The sequence below is a fragment of the Roseateles albus genome, from assembly GCF_028595345.1.
GTDB lineage: Bacteria > Pseudomonadota > Gammaproteobacteria > Burkholderiales > Burkholderiaceae_C > Paucibacter_A > Paucibacter_A albus.
Window position 1 is genome coordinate 112,932 of the sequence record NZ_JAQQXT010000008.1, and the last position, 17,419, is coordinate 130,350.

The following is a 17,419-nucleotide window of genomic DNA, read 5'->3' on the forward strand; positions in this document are numbered from 1 at the left end:
GATGTGGGCTAAACGGCTTGTCGATGTTTTGCTGTCTGCGCTTGGCCTTGTGTTGCTGGCGCCGCTGCTGCTGGCTATTGCGCTGTGGATCAAGCTGGACTCGCCCGGCCCGGTGCTGTTCAGGCAAGAGCGGGTAGGGCGGCGAGGCCGGATGTTTTCTATCCACAAATTCCGCACCATGCGGCCGGATGCACCCAGCTTGGGTCCGCAAATCACCATTGGCGCCGATCCTCGTGTCACCCGCGCCGGTCAGGTCTTGCGCCGCAGCAAGCTGGATGAGTTGCCGCAACTCTGGGATGTCTTTCGCGGTGCGATGAGCCTGGTCGGGCCGCGCCCCGAGGTGCCGCGTTATGTGGCCTTGTATCCGGCGGACATCGCCGAGTTGGTGCTGTCAGTGCGGCCTGGCATCACCGATCTGGCTTCGATTGAATATCGTGATGAGAGTCGCTTGCTCGCCGAAGCCGCCGACCCTGAAGCCTGCTACGTCGAGCAGGTCATGCCGGCCAAGCTGGCCCTGGCGGCGCGCTATGTGCAAACGCGCAGCTTCATTGGTGACTTGACGTTGTTGCTGCGCACGGTCAAGGCAATCCTAAGTTGAGATGAGCGGAGCTGAGTTTGCGCCGACAATCCACCCCACTATGTTCTGGCTCTCACTCGACGGTTTTTTAACCCGCATTCGACCCTACCGCGAGGCGCTCTCCCTGTTGCTGGACGCTGCCCTTGTGGCGCTGGCCTGGCAGGCGACCTATTTGTTTCGGCTCGGTTTCGAGCGTTGGATGTCGGCTCGGCCTAGCTACGACGAATGGGTCATGCTCGCTTTGGTCGGCCTCTATGTGCTGGTGTTGTGGCTGCTGCGCGTACCCAAGGGCATGTGGCGCTTCAGCGGCTTCGGAGAGGTCAAGCGCTTAGCGGCGGCCTGCGCGATTGCCGGCACGCTGGGCGCAACGATGGTGCTGATGGCTCATTTGAGCGGTGTTCCGCGCGCCGTGCTGGCCTTGCATCCGCTCTTTTGTCTGATTGCGCTGGCGATGATGCGCTTGGGTTACCGCATGCTGTACGAGCATATGCGCGGGCGCATCAGCGGCAGCTCGGTCGAAACGCACCGGGCACTGGTGCTGGGGGCTGGTCAGGCTGGGCGCTTGGCGGTGGCGGGCATACAGCACCAGGGCTGGGTCGTGGTGGGCTGGCTCGACGATGACCCGGCCAAGCAAGATTCCCGTGTCGCCGGCATCCCCGTGCTGGGGCGTTTGGAGGAGGTCACGCGCTTCGCGCCTTTGCACGGCATTACGCATCTGATCGTGGCAATGCCTTCGGCAGCGACGGAGCAACGGCGCCGAGCCTTGGATCTGGCCGGGCAGACCGGTCTGCATGTGTTGACCGTACCTAATCTGGAGGAACTGCAGACGGGCCGCAAGGTCGATCAGTTACGCGACATCGAGCCCGAGGATTTGCTGGGCCGTGCGCCGGTGCAACTGGACGAGGGCGGCATCAGCGAATGCATCAACGGCAAGGTAGTGCTAATCACCGGTGCCGGCGGCAGCATTGGCAGCGAGCTGTGTCGGCAAGTGGCGCGTTATGGGCCGCGCCTGCTGGTACTTTACGAGCTGAGCGAAGTGGCGCTGTATCTGATCGAACAAGAGTTGACGGAGAAGTTCCCGCACATTCCTCTGCTGCGCTTGGTCGGCGACGTCAAGGACCTGGAGCATCTGCGTTGCACCTTCGGCAAACACAAGCCACAAATCGTTTTTCATGCCGCCGCCTACAAACATGTGCCCTTGATGGAAGTCGACAACGCCTGGGTCTGCTTGCGCAACAACACCCTGGGCACCTATCACGCAGCTCTTGCTGCGGCCGAAAGTGGCGTCGAGCGTTTCGTTTTGATCAGCACCGACAAGGCGGTCAACCCCACCAGTGTCATGGGTGCTAGCAAACGGGCGGCGGAATTGGTGATCAGCCATATGGCTGCTGAATCAAAAAAGCAGGGCCACGCCACCAAATTCATGGCCGTGCGTTTCGGCAATGTATTGGGGAGCAGCGGCAGCGTGATCCCCAAGTTTAAGCAGCAGATCGCCAAAGGTGGCCCGGTCACCGTAACCCACCCCGACATTACTCGTTACTTCATGACCATCCCCGAGGCAGCACGCTTGGTCGTGCAAGCAGCCGTCATCGGCGAAAGCGGGCAGGTACTGGTGCTGGACATGGGCGAGCCTGTGCGGATTGTTGATTTGGCGCGTGACATGATCCGCCTGTCCGGGCGCGGCCAAGACGAGATCCAAATCGAGTTCAGCGGCCTGCGGCCGGGCGAGAAGTTGTTCGAGGAATTGCTGGCGGATAGCGACGCCACGCTGCCGACGAGCTGCGCTGGATTGGCGTTAGCTCGTTTGGATGACAGCCGGCAGCGTGCCGAGGTGATGGGGTGGCTGCTGAATGGGGCGAGCGCGCTTGGGCAGGCAGATGATAAGGCGGTGCGCAAAGTGCTGCGGGAGTTGTTGGGGGCGGCGTTCAGTTCGAAGCACTGAGTGATGTTCCCAGGGCAGACAGACTTCGAAGATGATGTGCGCGCCTATGGCTGGGCCAGATCCGGTTTGGCGGAGCGCCAATTCATGTTCTTTCGGTGCAGACCGCCGAAGGCCTGCCCAACCCGCATGAAGTTCACCCGGCAGTACGGCAGAGGCCAAAGCCCTGTTGCCCGTTATTCGCGGCCTGTTGGAGCGCTGCCCGCTCAAACCTGTGGTGCTGATTACTGGCCGGGGGCTCTTGAGCACCGCCAACATGGAAGAGTTGGGTAAGCTGCAAGTTCAATCGCCCCGGATTCCGAGGAGGCCAGTTGGTGTAAGTCAGGCTACTGCCGCAGCCTGATTGGCGAATTGCCGGTGATCGCTTGCCTCAGCTTCTGCAGGAGGGATGTAGCCGCTGGGTCCGAGCAGGCGTTGGTGGTTGAACCAAGCCACCCATGCAAGGGGCGCCAGCTCGACGGATTCCTTGGTTTTCCATTGCCCCCGGCGATGAATCAATTCGGCCTTATAGAGCCCGTTGATTGTCTCGGCCATTGCGTTGTCGTAGCTATCCCCCTTGTTTCCCACCGACGGTTCAATGCCGGCTTCGGCGAGGCGCTCGCTGTACCGAATGGAAACGTATTGAGCGGATTTAGCAGGGCGTCCCATAAACACCTTCACTCATGGAGGTGTTTATGGGACGCCCTGCTGGCTGGATGCAGAGTTTGACTGGGCGAGCCGTAATGCGATCGCCTAGCGTGCCGGCCATCACCTAGCTTATTGCTCAGCGGCAGTCCATGGCCTGACACAAACGTTTGGCATAATCCTAGTTTTGCGTTCCTGGCCTGTCGGCTCGAGTCAGTCGGACAGGGCTAGCTTGTTTTTGGGCGGTTCAACTGCGCGTCCTTAGCTCATCGTTGGTAATTTTTCTGCTTTGTTGAATGGCCGCCATAAAAAGAAAGCAATGCCTGTTCATCAACGGGAAGTTCACGGCCCAGCGCATGACAGGTGTTCAGCGGGTCGCCGAACAATTGGTTCGGGAGCTTGATCAAACGCTGGAGGCCCCTGCTGAACTGCTTTGCCCCCCAAGCGGAGGCTTTGCAAATTTGCAGAACATTACGGTACGGGTGATCGGCCCCCGTTGGCTGTCACTTACTCTATGGGAGCAACTGATACTGCCTTTTGCCGCTCGTACTGGGAGTCTTTTGAATCTGGCCGGCGCAGCACCCGCACTAGCGCGCAAGCAGTATTGCGTAATGCACGACGCCGCGATTTTTGACCAGCCAGATGCCTATGCCCAGATTTTTTTGTCTTGGTACCGTTGGCTGTTCAGGCGTCTGGTTGCGCGGGCGCAGGGTCTATTCACGGTCTCGAATTTCTCGAGGGATCGCCTTTCCTTGGCGCTAGGTGTGCCTGATTCAACGTTTGTTGTGCTTGGGCTTGGCAGTGAACATCTTTCAGTGGTTCAGGCGGACGAGAATATCCTGGCAAATTCAGGGCTGACTCCTAATCAATATTTTCTCGCGGTAGCAAGCCAAAATCCAACAAAAAACATGCAGCGACTTGCGCTTGCTTTTGCGGCCCTGAGGCCGTCGGCTATCAAATTCGTCCTTGTGGGCGGTGGCAATTCCAGGGTTTTTTCAGGCGACGACATTGATGAAGAGCCCGGTATGCTGACTCTGGGTGCTGTGAGTGATGAGGCCTTGGTTGCTCTGTATCGTGGGGCCCTGGGATTTGTGTTTCCGTCCATTTATGAGGGGTTCGGGCTGCCTCCGCTGGAGGCGATGGCACTAGGATGCCCGGTCATCGCGGCTCGCGCGGCATCTTTACCCGAGGTATGTGCTGATGCCGTCCTGTATTGCGACCCTCTGGACATCGAGTCGATAGCCGCCGCTTTACAGCGGCTAATCGACGAACCTTTGTTCAGGCAGGAGTTGAGGCAGCGCGGTTTTGCTCGGGCGCGGATGTGGACATGGGCAAGTGCGGGAGAGCGTCTGCGCGCAGGGATCAAACTCAGCGGAGCGGCGCCGTGAGAATTCTGCAGTTGAGCAAGTTCTATCCTCCGGTGCTCGGTGGCATCGAGTCTGTTGCCTGGGAGCTTGTTGAAGGCTTGAATTCAAACGGCATGCGCGCAGACGTACTGTGTTCCAACCAAAGTTGGTTGACTGTGCGGGAGCATTTTCCTGGTGACTACGACGTGGTGCGGGCGGGCTCCGTGGGCATGTTCCTCTCCACTTCGATGTCCGTAGTGATGCCAAGCTTGGTGGCGGAAATGGGTCGGCGCGCGGATATTTTGCATGTTCACATGCCAGATCCGATGGCGGCACTAGCTGTGTGGCTGGCTCGCCCGAAATGCCGTGTTGTTGTGCACTGGCACAGCGACGTGATTCGGCAGAGGCGCTCCTTGGTGGTCTATGAGCCGCTGCAACGATGGTTGTTGCACCGCGCGGATGCGGTGATAGCGACGAGCCCGCCTTATATGGATGCATCGGAACCGTTGCAACCCTGGCGCAACAAGGTCTGTGTGATCCCGATAGGCATCAGCGACAATCGCCCCGCCGCAAGCGCCGACTTGGTGCAGACGCTCCGGCGAAGATATGGTGAGCGCCGCATGGTATTTGCGCTTGGGCGCATGACTTACTACAAGGGATTTGACATCCTCGTCGAAGCTGCAAGCCAGTTGCCTGATGATTGTGTGGTCGTCATAGGCGGGGTGGGGGAGATGCTGGAAACTTTTAAATCCATAGCCCGCCAGCAGGGGCTTACTGCCAAGGTACAGTTTGTCGGGCATATCCCCGACAATGAATTACCGAGTTACTTTGCCGCCTGCGATGTTTTTTGTTTTTCATCGACGGTCCGCGCCGAAGCCTATGGTGTGGCGATGCTCGAGGCTATGGTGATGGGAAAGCCAGTCGTGGCAACGGACATTGCGGGTTCAGGCGTGCCCTGGGTGAACCAGCATGGCGTGACTGGGCTCAATGTCTGCGCTGGAGAAAGTCGCCCGCTGGCGGCAGCGTTGCGCAGCCTTCTCGATGATGTAGAGATGCGGGCCGCTCTTGGTGCGGGCGGGCGCAAGCGCTACGAACAGGAATTTGATTCAAAAAGAATGACCGCCAAAACAATCGAACTATACGGACAGTTGACCTGAAGGTCGTGAGTGTTCCGTAGACTTTTATCAATGATTTAAATTGGGTAAAATATTTTGTCACGCTCTACATTGGCAAGCCGCTTTCGTCGTCGTTTTGACGTCATATTTGTGCTCACAGTTATTGTTCCGACCGTCGTTGCTATAATCTATTATGGACTGATTGCATCTGATGTTTATATATCGGAATCAAGATTCGTGGTGCGCAATCCACAGCGGCAAGCGCAGTCCGGGCTGGGTGCCTTACTGCAAGGATCCTCGTTCTCTAGGTCGCAAGATGACACCTATTCTGTTCACGATTACATCCGCTCGCGGGATGCCTTAGGTGAACTTGATGGTAAGTTGAATTTTCGTGCTGGTTATACTAGGCCGCATATTGATTTTATCAGCCGATTTCCAGGTTTTGAGCGCTGGGATACCAGTTTTGAGGCCTTGCATAAATATTATCTTCGCCATGTCGATGTCGAATATGACACCGCCTCATCCATCAGCGTGCTGCGCGTTCGGGCTTTTTCGGGTGAAGATGCCAAGCGGATCAACGAGCAATTACTGGAGATGGGTGAGCGCTTGGTCAATACGATGAACCTGCGCAGCCGGCAGGATTTAATCCGAGTGGCCGAACAGGAGGTGCAAGTTGCAGAGGAGCGCTCCAAGACTGCGGCGGCGGCCCTATCTTCATACCGGGCCGATCGTTCGGTTTTCGACCCCGATCGCCAGAGCATGATTCAGTTGCAAAGCGTAGCCCGTCTGCGTGAGGAATTACTTAACGCTGAGTCACAACTGGCGCAGGTTCGCAAGGTGTCGCCCAGCAACCCTCAGATTGCTTCCCTAGAAAGTCGCGTCGATGCCTTGCGCAAGGCGCTTTCCGTCGAGAGCGCCACTGTATTGGGTGGCAATGGAGCGCTGAGTGCCAAGTCACCCGCTTATGACCGGTTCGTACTGGAGAAGACTTTCGCTGATCGGCAACTCGCTGGTGCGCTGGTGGCCTTAGACGCCGCTCGCAGCGAAGCCTCGCGCAAACAGCTGTATCTTGAGCGTTTGGTTCAGCCCAACGAGCCCGACAAGTCCGCCGAGCCGCGCAGATTGCGGTCCATCTTGACGGTGTTCATCCTAGGCTTGATCTTGTGGGGCGTCGTCCGCCTCGTAATCGCAAGCATTCGCGAGCACACGGCTTGAGTGGCACAAGGCAATTGCTGATGTACAAGTCATTGATGGATTCGCTGCGCATCCAAAGGCGTGTCATATGGGCGTTGATGATGCGCGAGGTCATTACCCGCTTCGGACGCGAGAATTTGGGCGTTTTATGGCTGATTGCCGAGCCGATGATGTTCACCCTTGGCGTTACTGCTTTGTGGACATCAGCCGGCATGAACCACGGATCGAGCCTACCGATCGTTGCGTTTGCGATCACCGGTTACTCGTCGGTGCTGTTGTGGCGCAATGCTGTCAATCGATGTAACAGCGGCATTCAGAGTAATGCCAGCTTGTTGTACCACCGAAATGTGCGTGTCATTGATGTCTTCGTGACTCGTGTGAGTCTGGAAATGGCAGGCGCAACGGCTTCTTTCATCATCCTTGCAACCTTCTTCTCGGCTATTGGATGGATTGCTCCGCCAGAGGACCCTCTCTTGGTCGTGGCAGGCTGGTTGATGCTTGCATGGTTCGGCGCAGCACTGGCCATGGTTATTGGCGCGGGGACGGCATATAGCGAGATTGTCGACAGACTTTGGCATCCGGCGTCCTACCTGCTCTTTCCGCTATCGGGTGCCGCTTTCATGGTGGATTGGCTGCCTGCGTCCCTGCAGAAGGTGGTTCTCATACTCCCCATGGTGCACGGTGTGGAATTAGTGAGGGAGGGATATTTTGGGGCGACGGTGCGTACGCATCATGACATGGCCTATATGGCCACGATTAATTTGGTGCTGACTTTGCTTGGCCTCTTCCTGGTGCGGGACGCCGGTAAAAGGGTGGGGTCGCGATGATTCGGCTTGACAATGTCTGCAAGGACTATCACACCCGCTTGGGGCCACGTCATATTCTGAGTCACGTCAATCTAACGCTGGAGCGCGGGCGTCATATCGGAATATTAGGGCGCAATGGCGCGGGCAAGAGCACGCTGGTGCGACTACTCAGTGGCGCTGAAAATCCAACTTCCGGGCGCATTCACCGTGACATGAGCGTCAGCTGGCCACTGGCCTTTACGGGCGCCTTTCAAACTCACTTGACTGGCCTGGATAACCTGAAATTTGTTTGCCGCGTTTATGGCGTTGACTGGAAGCCGCTGGTGCCTTTTGTCGAGGAGTTCACCGAGTTGGGCATCTATCTGCGCGAGCCGGTGCTGAATTATTCGGTTGGCATGACCATGCGGCTGGCCTTTGCGCTCTCGATGGCCATCGAATTCGATTGTTTCCTGATTGATGAAGGATTGTCGGTCGGCGACGCGCGCTTTGGTGACCGCTGCCATGTGGAGCTGTTTCAGAAGCGCAAAGACCGTTCTTTCATCCTCGTCTCGCACGACCCCAATATCATCCGGGCCTACTGCGAGAGGGCGGCGGTATTGCATCTTGGTCGCTTGTATGAGTTCCCGACCGTCGACGAGGCCTTTGAATTTTACGAAAACCAGCACGTTCCCCCGCCAGGGCCGCTGTTTGATTGAGGTGCGTTTGAAAATTCTGCTCGAAATGCGTCCTGCTCTGGACGGCCATAGCGGTATTCCGCAGGAGGCGCGCTTGTTGTTCCGCGGCCTTGCCGGCATGGACGATGTCGATGTCCTAGGCCTGCTGCAGAGTGGCAATCTTGTTCTTGATGCAGGGCTAGCGACGGCAAAGCTTAAGCAAAGTTCACCCGTAGACTCTGCGGCAGAGATCGATCGGCTATCGCGTGTTGTGGTTTCGCTGCAGCAAGGGCCGGCCTCGCATCGGTTTGAGCATTGGCGCAAGCGCTTGCTACGCATTGTCGGCCCGCTGGCAGCTGGGGCGGCTGCCTTGATCGGGCGCAAGATCGCCTTGAGCAGATTCGATCCCGCGCACTTTAAGGACTTCGTCTGGCGAGCGATGTTCGCGAAGTCATTGCCCGTCGAAGATTTTGCCACCGTGACAAGCCGCGAGTTCAGAGTCATGCGCTGGCCATGGTCCAGCATGAACGCCGTAGGCGTTGCCTCGGCAGCCCTGGGTCACGCGGTCTATCCGCGTTTGGATACCCGCAGCATCGACGTGATGATTGCCGAGACGCCCTACCCAGGTCGGGTCAGTCGCGGTACTCGCATGATCGTGCGTTACCACGACGCCATTCCGCTGCTGATGCCCCATACCATCAAGGATCGGGGCTATCACCGCGCCATGCATTTCCACGCGCTCAAACGCAATGCCGCCGACGGCGCTTGGTTTGCCTGTGTGTCGGAAGCCACTCGGCGCGATTTGCTGTCGGTTATGCCGGAATTGGAAGACCGAGCGGTCACGATTCCGAATATGGTGTCGCATCACTACGTTCCCGAGCAGGGCCCACCCTCCCGCGTGCCAGAAATTATCTGGAGTCGCAAAAATCGTCAAGCGCCCCATGAAGGTGGTGCCGATGTGAGCGATGGCGATTTGCAAGATGGTGCCTTGCCCTACTTGCTGATGGTGTGCACGGTGGAGCCCCGCAAGAATCATCAAGCGCTGCTCGATGCCTGGGAGTTGTTGCGCACGCAGGGCTACAGTCAACTGAACTTGATCTGCGTAGGTTCGATGGGCTGGGATCACGAGGCCATCTTGAGGCGCTTTACCCCTTGGCTGCGGCGTGGCGGCCTCCATCTGCTGCACGACGTGCCGCCGCAAGACTTGCGCCTCTTGTATCGCCATGCGCAGGTCACTGTGTGCCCCAGTTTCGGCGAGGGCTTCGACTTCTCCGGCGTGGAGGCGATGTGCAGCGGTGGCGTGGTGGCCGCGTCGGATATTCAGGTGCACAAGGACGTCTACGGTGCTGGGGCCGAGTATTTCAGTGCCTACTCGCCGCAGGAGATGGCAGCCGTTCTGGATCGGCTGATGGGCCCGGAGAGCGCGGCGCGTCGTGCCGAACTGAGATCTGCAGGCGGCGAGGTTACGGCCCAGTACCGGCCTGCTGTCGTTCTGCCTCAGTGGCAGGACTTCCTGCACCGCGTCTGCGGCGAGCAATGATCGGATTGAAGTTCCTGCGTGAGCTCGCGAGCCGCGTACGTCGTCGCGTGAGTGGATCGAATCAGCTCGCGTCGTCTACGTTCGACGCCGCAGATATCGAAACCGTGCGGCGGGCTTATTACGAGCAGGGTTCGATGAGCCTCGAGTGGGGTCCGTACGCGCATGCGCATATGCGTTTGCCTGAATGGTTCCAGTTGGGCCTAGATCCGTGGGGCGAAGCCTATATGCAGCAGCAACTTAAGCTGTGGGCCTTGATCGCCGGTACTGACCTCCCCTATAACCCCGAACTGCATGAGAAGGAGGCGGACTGGGGCACAGTTGACCCGATCCGCCAGCCTGGTTTCTACGTCCGGCGGGACCCGCTCGCTGTTGCCAGCGCGTCGGATCATTGGATTGCTTCGGGCATGCTGCTAAAGTATTGCGGGCTGGCATTTGGTGATTGGGCACTGGAGTACGGGGCGGGCTTTGCTCAAACGGCGCTGGCCTTGGCACGTCTGGGTGTGAATGTCGACACTGTTGATATCTCACCTACCTTTTGCCGTTTCGTGCAGGAGCAGGCCGACTTCTTTAACGTCCCACTGACCGCTTTCCATGCGCAGTTTGGCTATCGGCCACGCCCCGAGCAGCGCTACAAGCTGATCTGGTTCTACGAGAGCTTCCACCACTGCCTGGACTTTTCCCAGTTGGTCCAGCGACTGGATTGCCTGTTAGCACCGGGTGGGCGCATCATTCTGGGCGGCGAGCCCATCGTCGAACAGGAAAATGCCGCTGTGCCTTATCCGTGGGGCGTGCGCCTGCACAGCGAGGTTGCGGCCGTCGTTCGGCAGCAGCAATGGATGGAACTGGGCTTCTCCGAGCCCTTTCTCTACGAACTCTTCGCCCGCTACGGCTTTGAAGGGAAGAGAATCGAATGCGAACCTTCGCTTTTCGGGCTGCTGTACGTTTTCACGCGAGCCAACGAGAACGGCTGAATTTCAGCGGGCGCTAACCATTCGGCGGTTTCTGGAAGTACAGGAAGATGCCCAATGCACCGCCGTGATCAGTAAGTTCGCTGTAAACCCGCGATATGCCTGCCCGTTGTAAAAGGAACATCAGCTCGCTGAGATTGTAGAAATTCATCTGCATCTCAGGATCTGTGGCGACAGCCGACGCAACTGTGGCAAAGGATCTTGTCTTCCTCGGCAAATGCGACCTGATTTCAGCCTTGAGCAATTGCAATCTCGTGGGCGAAGGCACCGGCGGTATCGCCGGCTGCTGACCAAAGCTGTCGGCATAAACATCCCAGCCATAGGTGATTTGGATCGCGCCCAAGCCTCCCGGGCGGATGCGTTGCACCAATTGCTCGAACAGGATCCTGCCTCGGCTCACTTCAATATGCTGCAACACGATGCTGCTATGGACCAGATCGAAGTCGCCATCCAGCGCTGACAATGTGTCGTCTGAAGGAAGCAGCTCCACATTGAATGCGGACTGTTCATGGCAGTTGCGCGCAGCTTCCGCCAGCATGGAGGGTGAGATGTCCACCCCGACCACCTCATGCGCAACGCTGGCGAACGGGATGACCAGCCGCCCCACCCCGCAGCCGAAGTCCAGCACCTTATTGGGAACGAAATCAGTTGCCAGATGCGCTCTGCAGGTATTCAGAACTTGCTTCACATGGGCATGGCCACTGGCGAAGAAAACGGCCCTTGCTTCGTTGGTCATCGTTTGCTGGCGAAACTGGGGGGAGGTCAGGACGCCGAAATAGGGGTCATCCGACCCCCAGCGCTCCCACTCGATGTCTGTGCCCTTCCGTGTCAGAACGGCTGATTGTGCGATGGCGACTTCGATTTCCAGCACGGCGGGTGTCAGCCCGTGCTGCTCCAGCCAGGCCCAACCTTCTGCAACAACTGTCACTACCAGGCGATAGCGCCCGGCCAGTTTGGGGGCGCTGACGACAAGCTCAGAATCCGCATACCCATCGTTCTCGACGGTAGCCGGTGTCAGGGGGCTGCGACGGCCGTCATGAACGGCCGTCGTGCCGGTAGTGGCGCTATCCCAGTGGTAAGAGGCATTCAGTGGGTGCAATGTGTCTGACGGCCATGACTGGCCGGAGCGGTTGTGAACTCGAACCTGCACGGAAAAGTTCCGACCGGCTGCCACCTTGTTCACTGATGTGGCCGCCGAAACATAACCAGAAAAATTCACTTTAGAGATCCTGCTCCGTTCGCTGAAGGAGACGTTGCCGCTGCAATCATCCAGGCCAGCGTCTTCTTGATGGGAATTGCATCGATGGGTCCGATGACCTGCTCTAGCCGTGAACAACTACCGACCAACTTGTGCACTTCGTTGGCTCGCACAAAGGCCGGGTTGACACGAATCTCCGGCATGTAGCCGGCGATCTCGGCAGCCAGCGCCAGAATCACTGTCAGGGACTGGCCATGCCCTGAGCAGACATTGAGAACCTGCCCAGCGCAGGGCGTGCTCAACAAACGGCTGTAGCACTGCGTGAGGGTGCGCACATCTGAGAAATCGCGCTCCACGTCCAAATTACCCAACTCCAGCACCGGCGCCCGCTTGGAAAAATGGGCGACGATTTTCGGCAGCAGGAAATTCTCGGCCTGCCCCACGCCGGTGTAGTTGAACGGCCGCGCCACCGTGATGGGCAATTGCGACTGCCAGGTGGCTGCCATGTACTCCATTGCAAGTTTGCTGACCGCGTAGTCGTTGGCGGGTGCCGGCGTGGTCGATTCATCGATCACGCCGGCCGTGGCATTGCCGTAGACGTTCGCGCTGCTGGCCAGGAGTACCGCCGTCGGCGCCGCGCTTGCACGGGCCAAGGCCTGTAGCAAATTGCGGGTCCCTACGATGTTGGTCCGGTAGATCGCATCGACATCACCGTGGCCAACAAAGGCAATGGCTGCAAGATGGACCACCTTGTCCGGCTTGAGTTCTTGGATGAGTCTGGAGATCGAGGCGTCATCAAGTAAATTGCATCCATGCAACTGATGCACGCCCCGGGTCAACGGCTCGTCGGCCCCGTGCAACTGATGCACCAGACCATGAACTTCATGCCCTTGGGCCACTAACTCGGGCGCCAGATAGCGCCCAGTGAAGCCGTTGACTCCGGTGACGAGGATGCGAGACATAGGCGTTGTTGCCCGCTTCAGAACGAGAAACCGATTTCGTTGCGGCGCAGGTCGGCCGCCACCATCATGGCGCACAGTTCTTCCAGCGTGGTCTTTGGTTCCCAGCCCAGTTCGCTCTTGGCCTTCTCAGGGTTGCCGATCAGCAACTCCACTTCTGCGGGGCGATAGAAGCGCGGGTTGACGCGCACCACCGTCTTGCCAGTCGCGGTGTCGACGGCCGTTTCATTTTCGGCCGTGCCGCGGAATTCCAAGGTCATACTTGCAGCCTTGGCAGCCATGGTGACGAAGTCGCGCACGGTCTCCATGCGGTTGGTGGCCAGCACATAGGTGTCGGGCTGGTCGGCCTGTAACATGCGCCACATGCCTTCCACATAGTCCTTTGCAAAGCCCCAATCGCGCTTGGCGTCGATATTGCCAAGTTCCAGCACATCCAGCTTGCCCAGCTTGATCTTGGCAATGCTGTCGGTGATCTTGCGGGTCACGAACTCGCGGCCTCGCAGCGGCGACTCGTGGTTGAACAGAATGCCGCTGGAGCCAAAGATGCCGTAACTCTCGCGGTAGTTGATCGTCATCCAATGGGCATAAAGCTTGGCCACGCCATAGGGGCTGCGCGGGTAGAAGGGGGTACTTTCGATCTGCGGAATCGCCTGCACCTTGCCAAACATTTCTGAAGTGCTGGCCTGATAGAAGCGCACCTTCGGATTGACGATACGGATGGCTTCCAGCAAGTTCACAGCGCCTACGCCAGTAATCTCGGCCGTAGTGATGGGCTGCTCGAACGAGACTCCCACAAAGCTCTGCGCGGCCAAGTTGTAAATCTCGGTGGCTCCGGACGCCTGCAACAAGCGGATGCAGGTACTCAGGTCGGTCAGATCGAACTCGACCATGTGCAGATTGGGGTGGTTGACAATATCCAGTTCTTCTATGCGCCAGAAGTGGACGGAACTGGTGCGGCGATAAGTGCCGTAGACCGTGTAGCCCTTGGAGAGCAACAGTTCGGTGAGGTAGGCGCCGTCTTGACCTGTAACACCCGTGACAATTGCCGTCTTCATAGAGTAATTTTTCAAAAAAAATCGTTGAATTTTTGCAGTCCAAGCCGCGCTGGTTGCCAAAAAAAGGCAAAGTAAAGAGCCGAGTTCAAGCGATCTACTTTTGCTGTGCTGCCGTAGGAGGAAAAAATGATCGTTTGAGAACTAAAATTATCTCGAATAATTTTGGCAATTTTTGCCAATTTGGAGAGGCCAACCCCTATTGTACTAAAGAAAGCGGTAGCCCTAGAATGTATCGGCGCAAAGGCGTACGCCAATGAGTCATCAAGTCCATACCCTGTTGCTGTAGTTCAAAATTAACTGCCATCTCATTCATGGATACAGGGGCTTGTCGCTTGAATCCCGGGCCCGGCTTGACTTTACACGATAGTCCAGCAAAGCTAATAATTGCCGCTACATATTCATATCGACTCGCCGAACCATGAGCGACGACATTAAAAGTCCCAGAAATTTCCTCACTAAGCATGGCCAATGATTGAGCGACAACGTCACCAACATAGGTGGGACAACCTCGCTGCGAATTGTCGCTGATGATATCAGTTGACTGACTCGCTTCGAGTATTCTCTTCCAGACAAAATTCTTGGGTTGATCAATTGAGCCTCCAAACAGCCATCCAGTTCTGATGATCAAGTGTCTGCAACCACTACTCCTAACTAGCATTTCTCCCCGGTACTTGGCCAAGTGATGCTGCGTAGGGGGCACCAACTGATCAGATTCAATGTATGGATCATCTTTCCAGTGACCATAGCACCCTGTGCTTGAAAAATGAACAAGGAGAATATTGAGGCTGCTGCAGGCCTTTGCGAGTGCACCTGGTATGGTTGAGTTTACAAACTTATCCAAAGAAGGATCAACTTCTGCGGCCTCTAGATTTGTGTGCGCAATGCAGTTGATTACGATGGATATCTTCGCTTCGCGCAGTATTGCCGTGATTACCTCAACATCGGCATCTTCGATGCATGCTCTCGGCAGTTGCATGAAACCCCGAAGATCCTTTGATAGGGCCGATCGGAATTCACTGCCCAATAATCCGCCCGAGCCACAAAGTGCAATTCGTTGAGTCATGCTTTGGGCCAAGACCAAGAAAATGAATCTAGAGGAACATTGGTTGCTTCTGTAGGGTCATGGGGAATGCTTGCAATATTAACCAACAAACTCTCGGTGCTTCCTAACCCGCCAAACGCAACCCAAAGTCCAGGACGTATTGTTAGCCTATTATAAAGCTCATCGGTCCTTGGGCCAAGAACGAAACTACTGGAGTCCCCAGATTTTTCGTCGCAGACGCATACCTGTATCTCCCCTACCGGCACTACAAAATTTAAAGTCATTTTCTCGTGGCGCTTCCACCCCTTCACTTGCTGGGGTTTTATAAACGAAAAATAGACTTCGCCGAACCCATCAAAACCGGCATCGATGTTCTTCATCCCGTGAAGTACATCCCCGCCGACTGTCTGGATACGGCGCAACTTGGTGGTGGTGACTCCGAGCATTCCCTCTCTCCTAAACAGTCCAACTACGCAGTCGATCTGTCGCGATTTTCTGGTATTCCATGATTTGTGTCTTCGTCATTGTCAAAGCGTTGGCTGAATTCTTGACAACCTCTCGATACCAAACGCCTGTCATCGACATACATTCGGAGTAAGATAAATTGGGTTCCCACTGCAATTGTAGTAAAGCCTTGTCTACATTCAATTTGAGCAGACTGGCTTCGTAGAACGGGGAGTTTCCAACCACATCGAAACTGGTTGATGGATCATCAAATCCCCAGACCTCAGCTAACGCTGCCAAAAGTTCAACAACCTTCGCGTTTTGTTCTGCCTTCGGTCCAAAATTGAAACTTTCCCCGTGTAGACCGGCATCAAGTGCTAATTGGGCTCCCAGCGCGAGATAGCCGCTTAGCGGTTCCAGGACGTGTTGCCATGGTCTAGTTGCCGCTGGACTGCGGATTTGTACTGCATCATTAGTTTGCCACGCACGCACACAATCAGCAATGATTCTGTCTTTGGCCCAGTCGCCGCCGCCAATCACATTTCCTGCGCGAGCGGTCGCCATTCTCACGTTCGTATTGATTGATCGGAAGAATGAGTGGTAGTATGAGCTAAAGACTAACTCTGCCGCCCCTTTGGATCCGCTATATATATCTTTGCCGCCAAGCCGATCAGTTTCTCTGTAACCCCACGGCCATTCGACATTATCGTAAGCCTTGTCGCTCGTAATGATAACTGCTACGCAAGGCCAGTCCACCTTGCGGAGACAGTCCAGAACTCCAGCCGTACCCATTACATTTGTATCAAACGTTTCGAATGGTTCGGCATATGAAGTTGAAACTATTGCCTGGGCTGCAAGATGAAATACAAAATCTGGCTTGAAATCCTGCATGACTGCATGAAGTTGCGCTCTATCCCGCACGTCGCCTACTTCATGTCTGATGCTGCCTGCGAGAACGGCATCTTCAAACAGGGATGGACTCGTTGGTATGCCAATTGAGTAGCCACAAACTTCGGCACCCAATAGGTTGAGCCACGTAATGAGCCAACTACCCTTGAACCCAGTATGTCCAGTTACAAGAACTTTTTTCCCGGAATATGTATTTTTGAAAATATTCATTGGATTCTTTAAAGATGTCATTTCCAAGTTTTCCACGGTGGCGACCCCGCATCCCAGAGTTCACGCAAATAAGTGACGTCGCGTACTGTATCCATGCATTGCCAGAATCCGCTGTGCTGAAACCCGCTTAATTGATTGCGAGCCGTCAAAGTTTCAAGCGGGTAGCGTTCAAGAACTTCCTCATCTGAGCGGAGCAACTCTGCAACTTCTGGTTCCAGCACCATGAATCCACCGTTGATCCACCCCTCGTTGATCTGATTCTTTTCTGCGAATTCTGTTACTTTCCCACCGTCAAATGTTAGCCCACCAAACCGAGCGGGAGGCCTAGCGGCAGTGATCGTTGCTTGACGCCCTTGATCAATGTGAAAACGCATCAACTCATCGATATTAACATCGCATACACCGTCGCCATACGTAGCCATAAAGCGCCGACCCTTCAGAAATGCCGCAGCTTGCTTTATGCGGCCGCCTGTCATACTTTTCTCACCGGTTTCCAGTAAATGAACCGTCCACGGCTCGCGAGGTTGATCATTATGGGACTTGACTTCGCCACTCGAGAGATCGGTCGTGATGCTGCCTTGGTTTGCGCGATACCGCAAAAAAAATTCCTTTATAAGCTCGCCTTTATAGCCCAGACAAATGACGAATTCCCGCGTACCAAATGAAGCATAGTGCTTCATTATATGCCAGAGAATAGGCTTCCCTCCAATTTCCACCATTGGCTTGGGTTTAGTCTCGGTTTCTTCTCGTAAGCGGGTTCCCAATCCGCCGGCAAGGATAACCACTGGTGTTTCAGATATGATTTTCATGCACTATTTCGAAGTTTATTGTAGGGTATTT

General features: G+C 56.1%; 16 protein-coding genes and 2 pseudogenes. 10 read left to right on the top strand and 8 right to left on the bottom strand.

The genetic code is table 11. The annotated features are described in order from the left end of the window. The first annotated feature begins 1 nt into the window (after position 1). From PRZ03_RS14160 to PRZ03_RS14170, 3 genes and pseudogenes are all read left to right on the top strand, one after another. Positions 2-598, top strand: coding sequence for a sugar transferase (locus PRZ03_RS14160; RefSeq protein WP_409993965.1), 597 nt, complete (start codon positions 2-4; stop codon positions 596-598). A 40-nt stretch (positions 599-638) separates the two neighbouring features. Further along, complete coding sequence (locus PRZ03_RS14165; RefSeq protein WP_273600901.1) at positions 639-2,519, top strand: polysaccharide biosynthesis protein; 1,881 nt, start codon at positions 639-641, stop codon at positions 2,517-2,519. Positions 2,520-2,546: 27 nt separating this feature from the next. Next, positions 2,547-2,796 (top strand): annotated as a pseudogene (locus PRZ03_RS14170) (IS1634 family transposase); the annotation flags it as partial. A 41-nt stretch (positions 2,797-2,837) separates the two neighbouring features. Here PRZ03_RS14170 and PRZ03_RS14175 read toward each other — a convergent pair. Further along, positions 2,838-3,149: pseudogene (locus PRZ03_RS14175) on the bottom strand (integrase core domain-containing protein); the annotation flags it as partial. A 287-nt stretch (positions 3,150-3,436) separates the two neighbouring features. Here PRZ03_RS14175 and PRZ03_RS14180 point away from each other — a divergent pair. From PRZ03_RS14180 to PRZ03_RS14210, 7 genes are all read left to right on the top strand, one after another. After that, complete coding sequence (locus tag PRZ03_RS14180; protein ID WP_273600902.1) at positions 3,437-4,528, top strand: glycosyltransferase family 4 protein; 1,092 nt, start codon at positions 3,437-3,439, stop codon at positions 4,526-4,528. Positions 4,529-4,539: 11 nt separating this feature from the next. Then, positions 4,540-5,643, top strand: coding sequence for a glycosyltransferase (locus tag PRZ03_RS14185; protein WP_273600903.1), 1,104 nt, complete (start codon positions 4,540-4,542; stop codon positions 5,641-5,643). Between the two features lie 69 nt (positions 5,644-5,712). Beyond that, a complete protein-coding gene (locus tag PRZ03_RS14190) occupies positions 5,713-6,816 on the top strand; it encodes a hypothetical protein (RefSeq protein WP_273600904.1) in 1,104 nt (367 codons plus the stop codon). 20 nt (positions 6,817-6,836) lie between these two features. Beyond that, a complete protein-coding gene (locus PRZ03_RS14195; protein ID WP_273600905.1) occupies positions 6,837-7,622 on the top strand; it encodes an ABC transporter permease in 786 nt (261 codons plus the stop codon). Continuing rightward, positions 7,619-8,296: an ABC transporter ATP-binding protein gene (locus tag PRZ03_RS14200; RefSeq protein WP_273600906.1), complete on the top strand. Its 678-nt coding sequence runs from the start codon at positions 7,619-7,621 to the stop codon at positions 8,294-8,296. Before PRZ03_RS14195 ends, PRZ03_RS14200 begins: the two co-directional genes overlap by 4 nt. Positions 8,297-8,303: 7 nt before the next feature. Beyond that, the gene (locus PRZ03_RS14205) at positions 8,304-9,794 is read left to right on the top strand and encodes a glycosyltransferase family 4 protein (protein WP_273600907.1); all 1,491 of its coding nucleotides are present in this window, start codon (positions 8,304-8,306) and stop codon (positions 9,792-9,794) included. Next, on the top strand, positions 9,791-10,765 hold the full coding sequence (locus PRZ03_RS14210; protein ID WP_273600908.1) for a class I SAM-dependent methyltransferase: 975 nt from the start codon (positions 9,791-9,793) through the stop codon (positions 10,763-10,765). The genes PRZ03_RS14205 and PRZ03_RS14210 overlap by 4 nt, the downstream gene beginning before the upstream one ends. A 13-nt stretch (positions 10,766-10,778) precedes the next feature. Here PRZ03_RS14210 and PRZ03_RS23970 read toward each other — a convergent pair whose 3' ends face one another. The 7 genes from PRZ03_RS23970 to rfbF all read right to left on the bottom strand — a co-directional run bounded on the left by PRZ03_RS23970 (position 10,779) and on the right by rfbF (position 17,388). Next, a complete protein-coding gene (locus PRZ03_RS23970) occupies positions 10,779-11,981 on the bottom strand; it encodes a class I SAM-dependent methyltransferase (protein ID WP_273600909.1) in 1,203 nt (400 codons plus the stop codon). Continuing rightward, complete coding sequence (locus PRZ03_RS14220) at positions 11,978-12,922, bottom strand: GDP-mannose 4,6-dehydratase (RefSeq protein ID WP_273600910.1); 945 nt, start codon at positions 12,920-12,922, stop codon at positions 11,978-11,980. Before PRZ03_RS14220 ends, PRZ03_RS23970 begins: the two co-directional genes overlap by 4 nt. A gap of 17 nt (positions 12,923-12,939) precedes the next feature. Continuing rightward, positions 12,940-13,974 (bottom strand): GDP-mannose 4,6-dehydratase, encoded by a 1,035-nt coding sequence (gmd, locus tag PRZ03_RS14225; protein WP_273600911.1) that lies wholly within the window; start codon positions 13,972-13,974, stop codon positions 12,940-12,942. Between the two features lie 196 nt (positions 13,975-14,170). Further along, positions 14,171-15,037 carry an SDR family oxidoreductase gene (locus tag PRZ03_RS14230; protein WP_273600912.1) on the bottom strand — a complete coding sequence of 289 codons (867 nt, stop codon included), beginning with the start codon at positions 15,035-15,037 and terminating at the stop codon, positions 14,171-14,173. Next, positions 15,034-15,462, bottom strand: coding sequence for a dTDP-4-dehydrorhamnose 3,5-epimerase (locus PRZ03_RS14235; protein WP_273600913.1), 429 nt, complete (start codon positions 15,460-15,462; stop codon positions 15,034-15,036). The genes PRZ03_RS14230 and PRZ03_RS14235 overlap by 4 nt, the downstream gene beginning before the upstream one ends. A gap of 10 nt (positions 15,463-15,472) precedes the next feature. Continuing rightward, complete coding sequence (gene rfbG / locus PRZ03_RS14240; protein WP_273600914.1) at positions 15,473-16,579, bottom strand: CDP-glucose 4,6-dehydratase; 1,107 nt, start codon at positions 16,577-16,579, stop codon at positions 15,473-15,475. 17 nt (positions 16,580-16,596) lie between these two features. Beyond that, positions 16,597-17,388 (bottom strand): glucose-1-phosphate cytidylyltransferase, encoded by a 792-nt coding sequence (gene rfbF / locus PRZ03_RS14245; RefSeq protein ID WP_273600915.1) that lies wholly within the window; start codon positions 17,386-17,388, stop codon positions 16,597-16,599. Between the last annotated feature and the right edge of the window lie 31 nt (positions 17,389-17,419).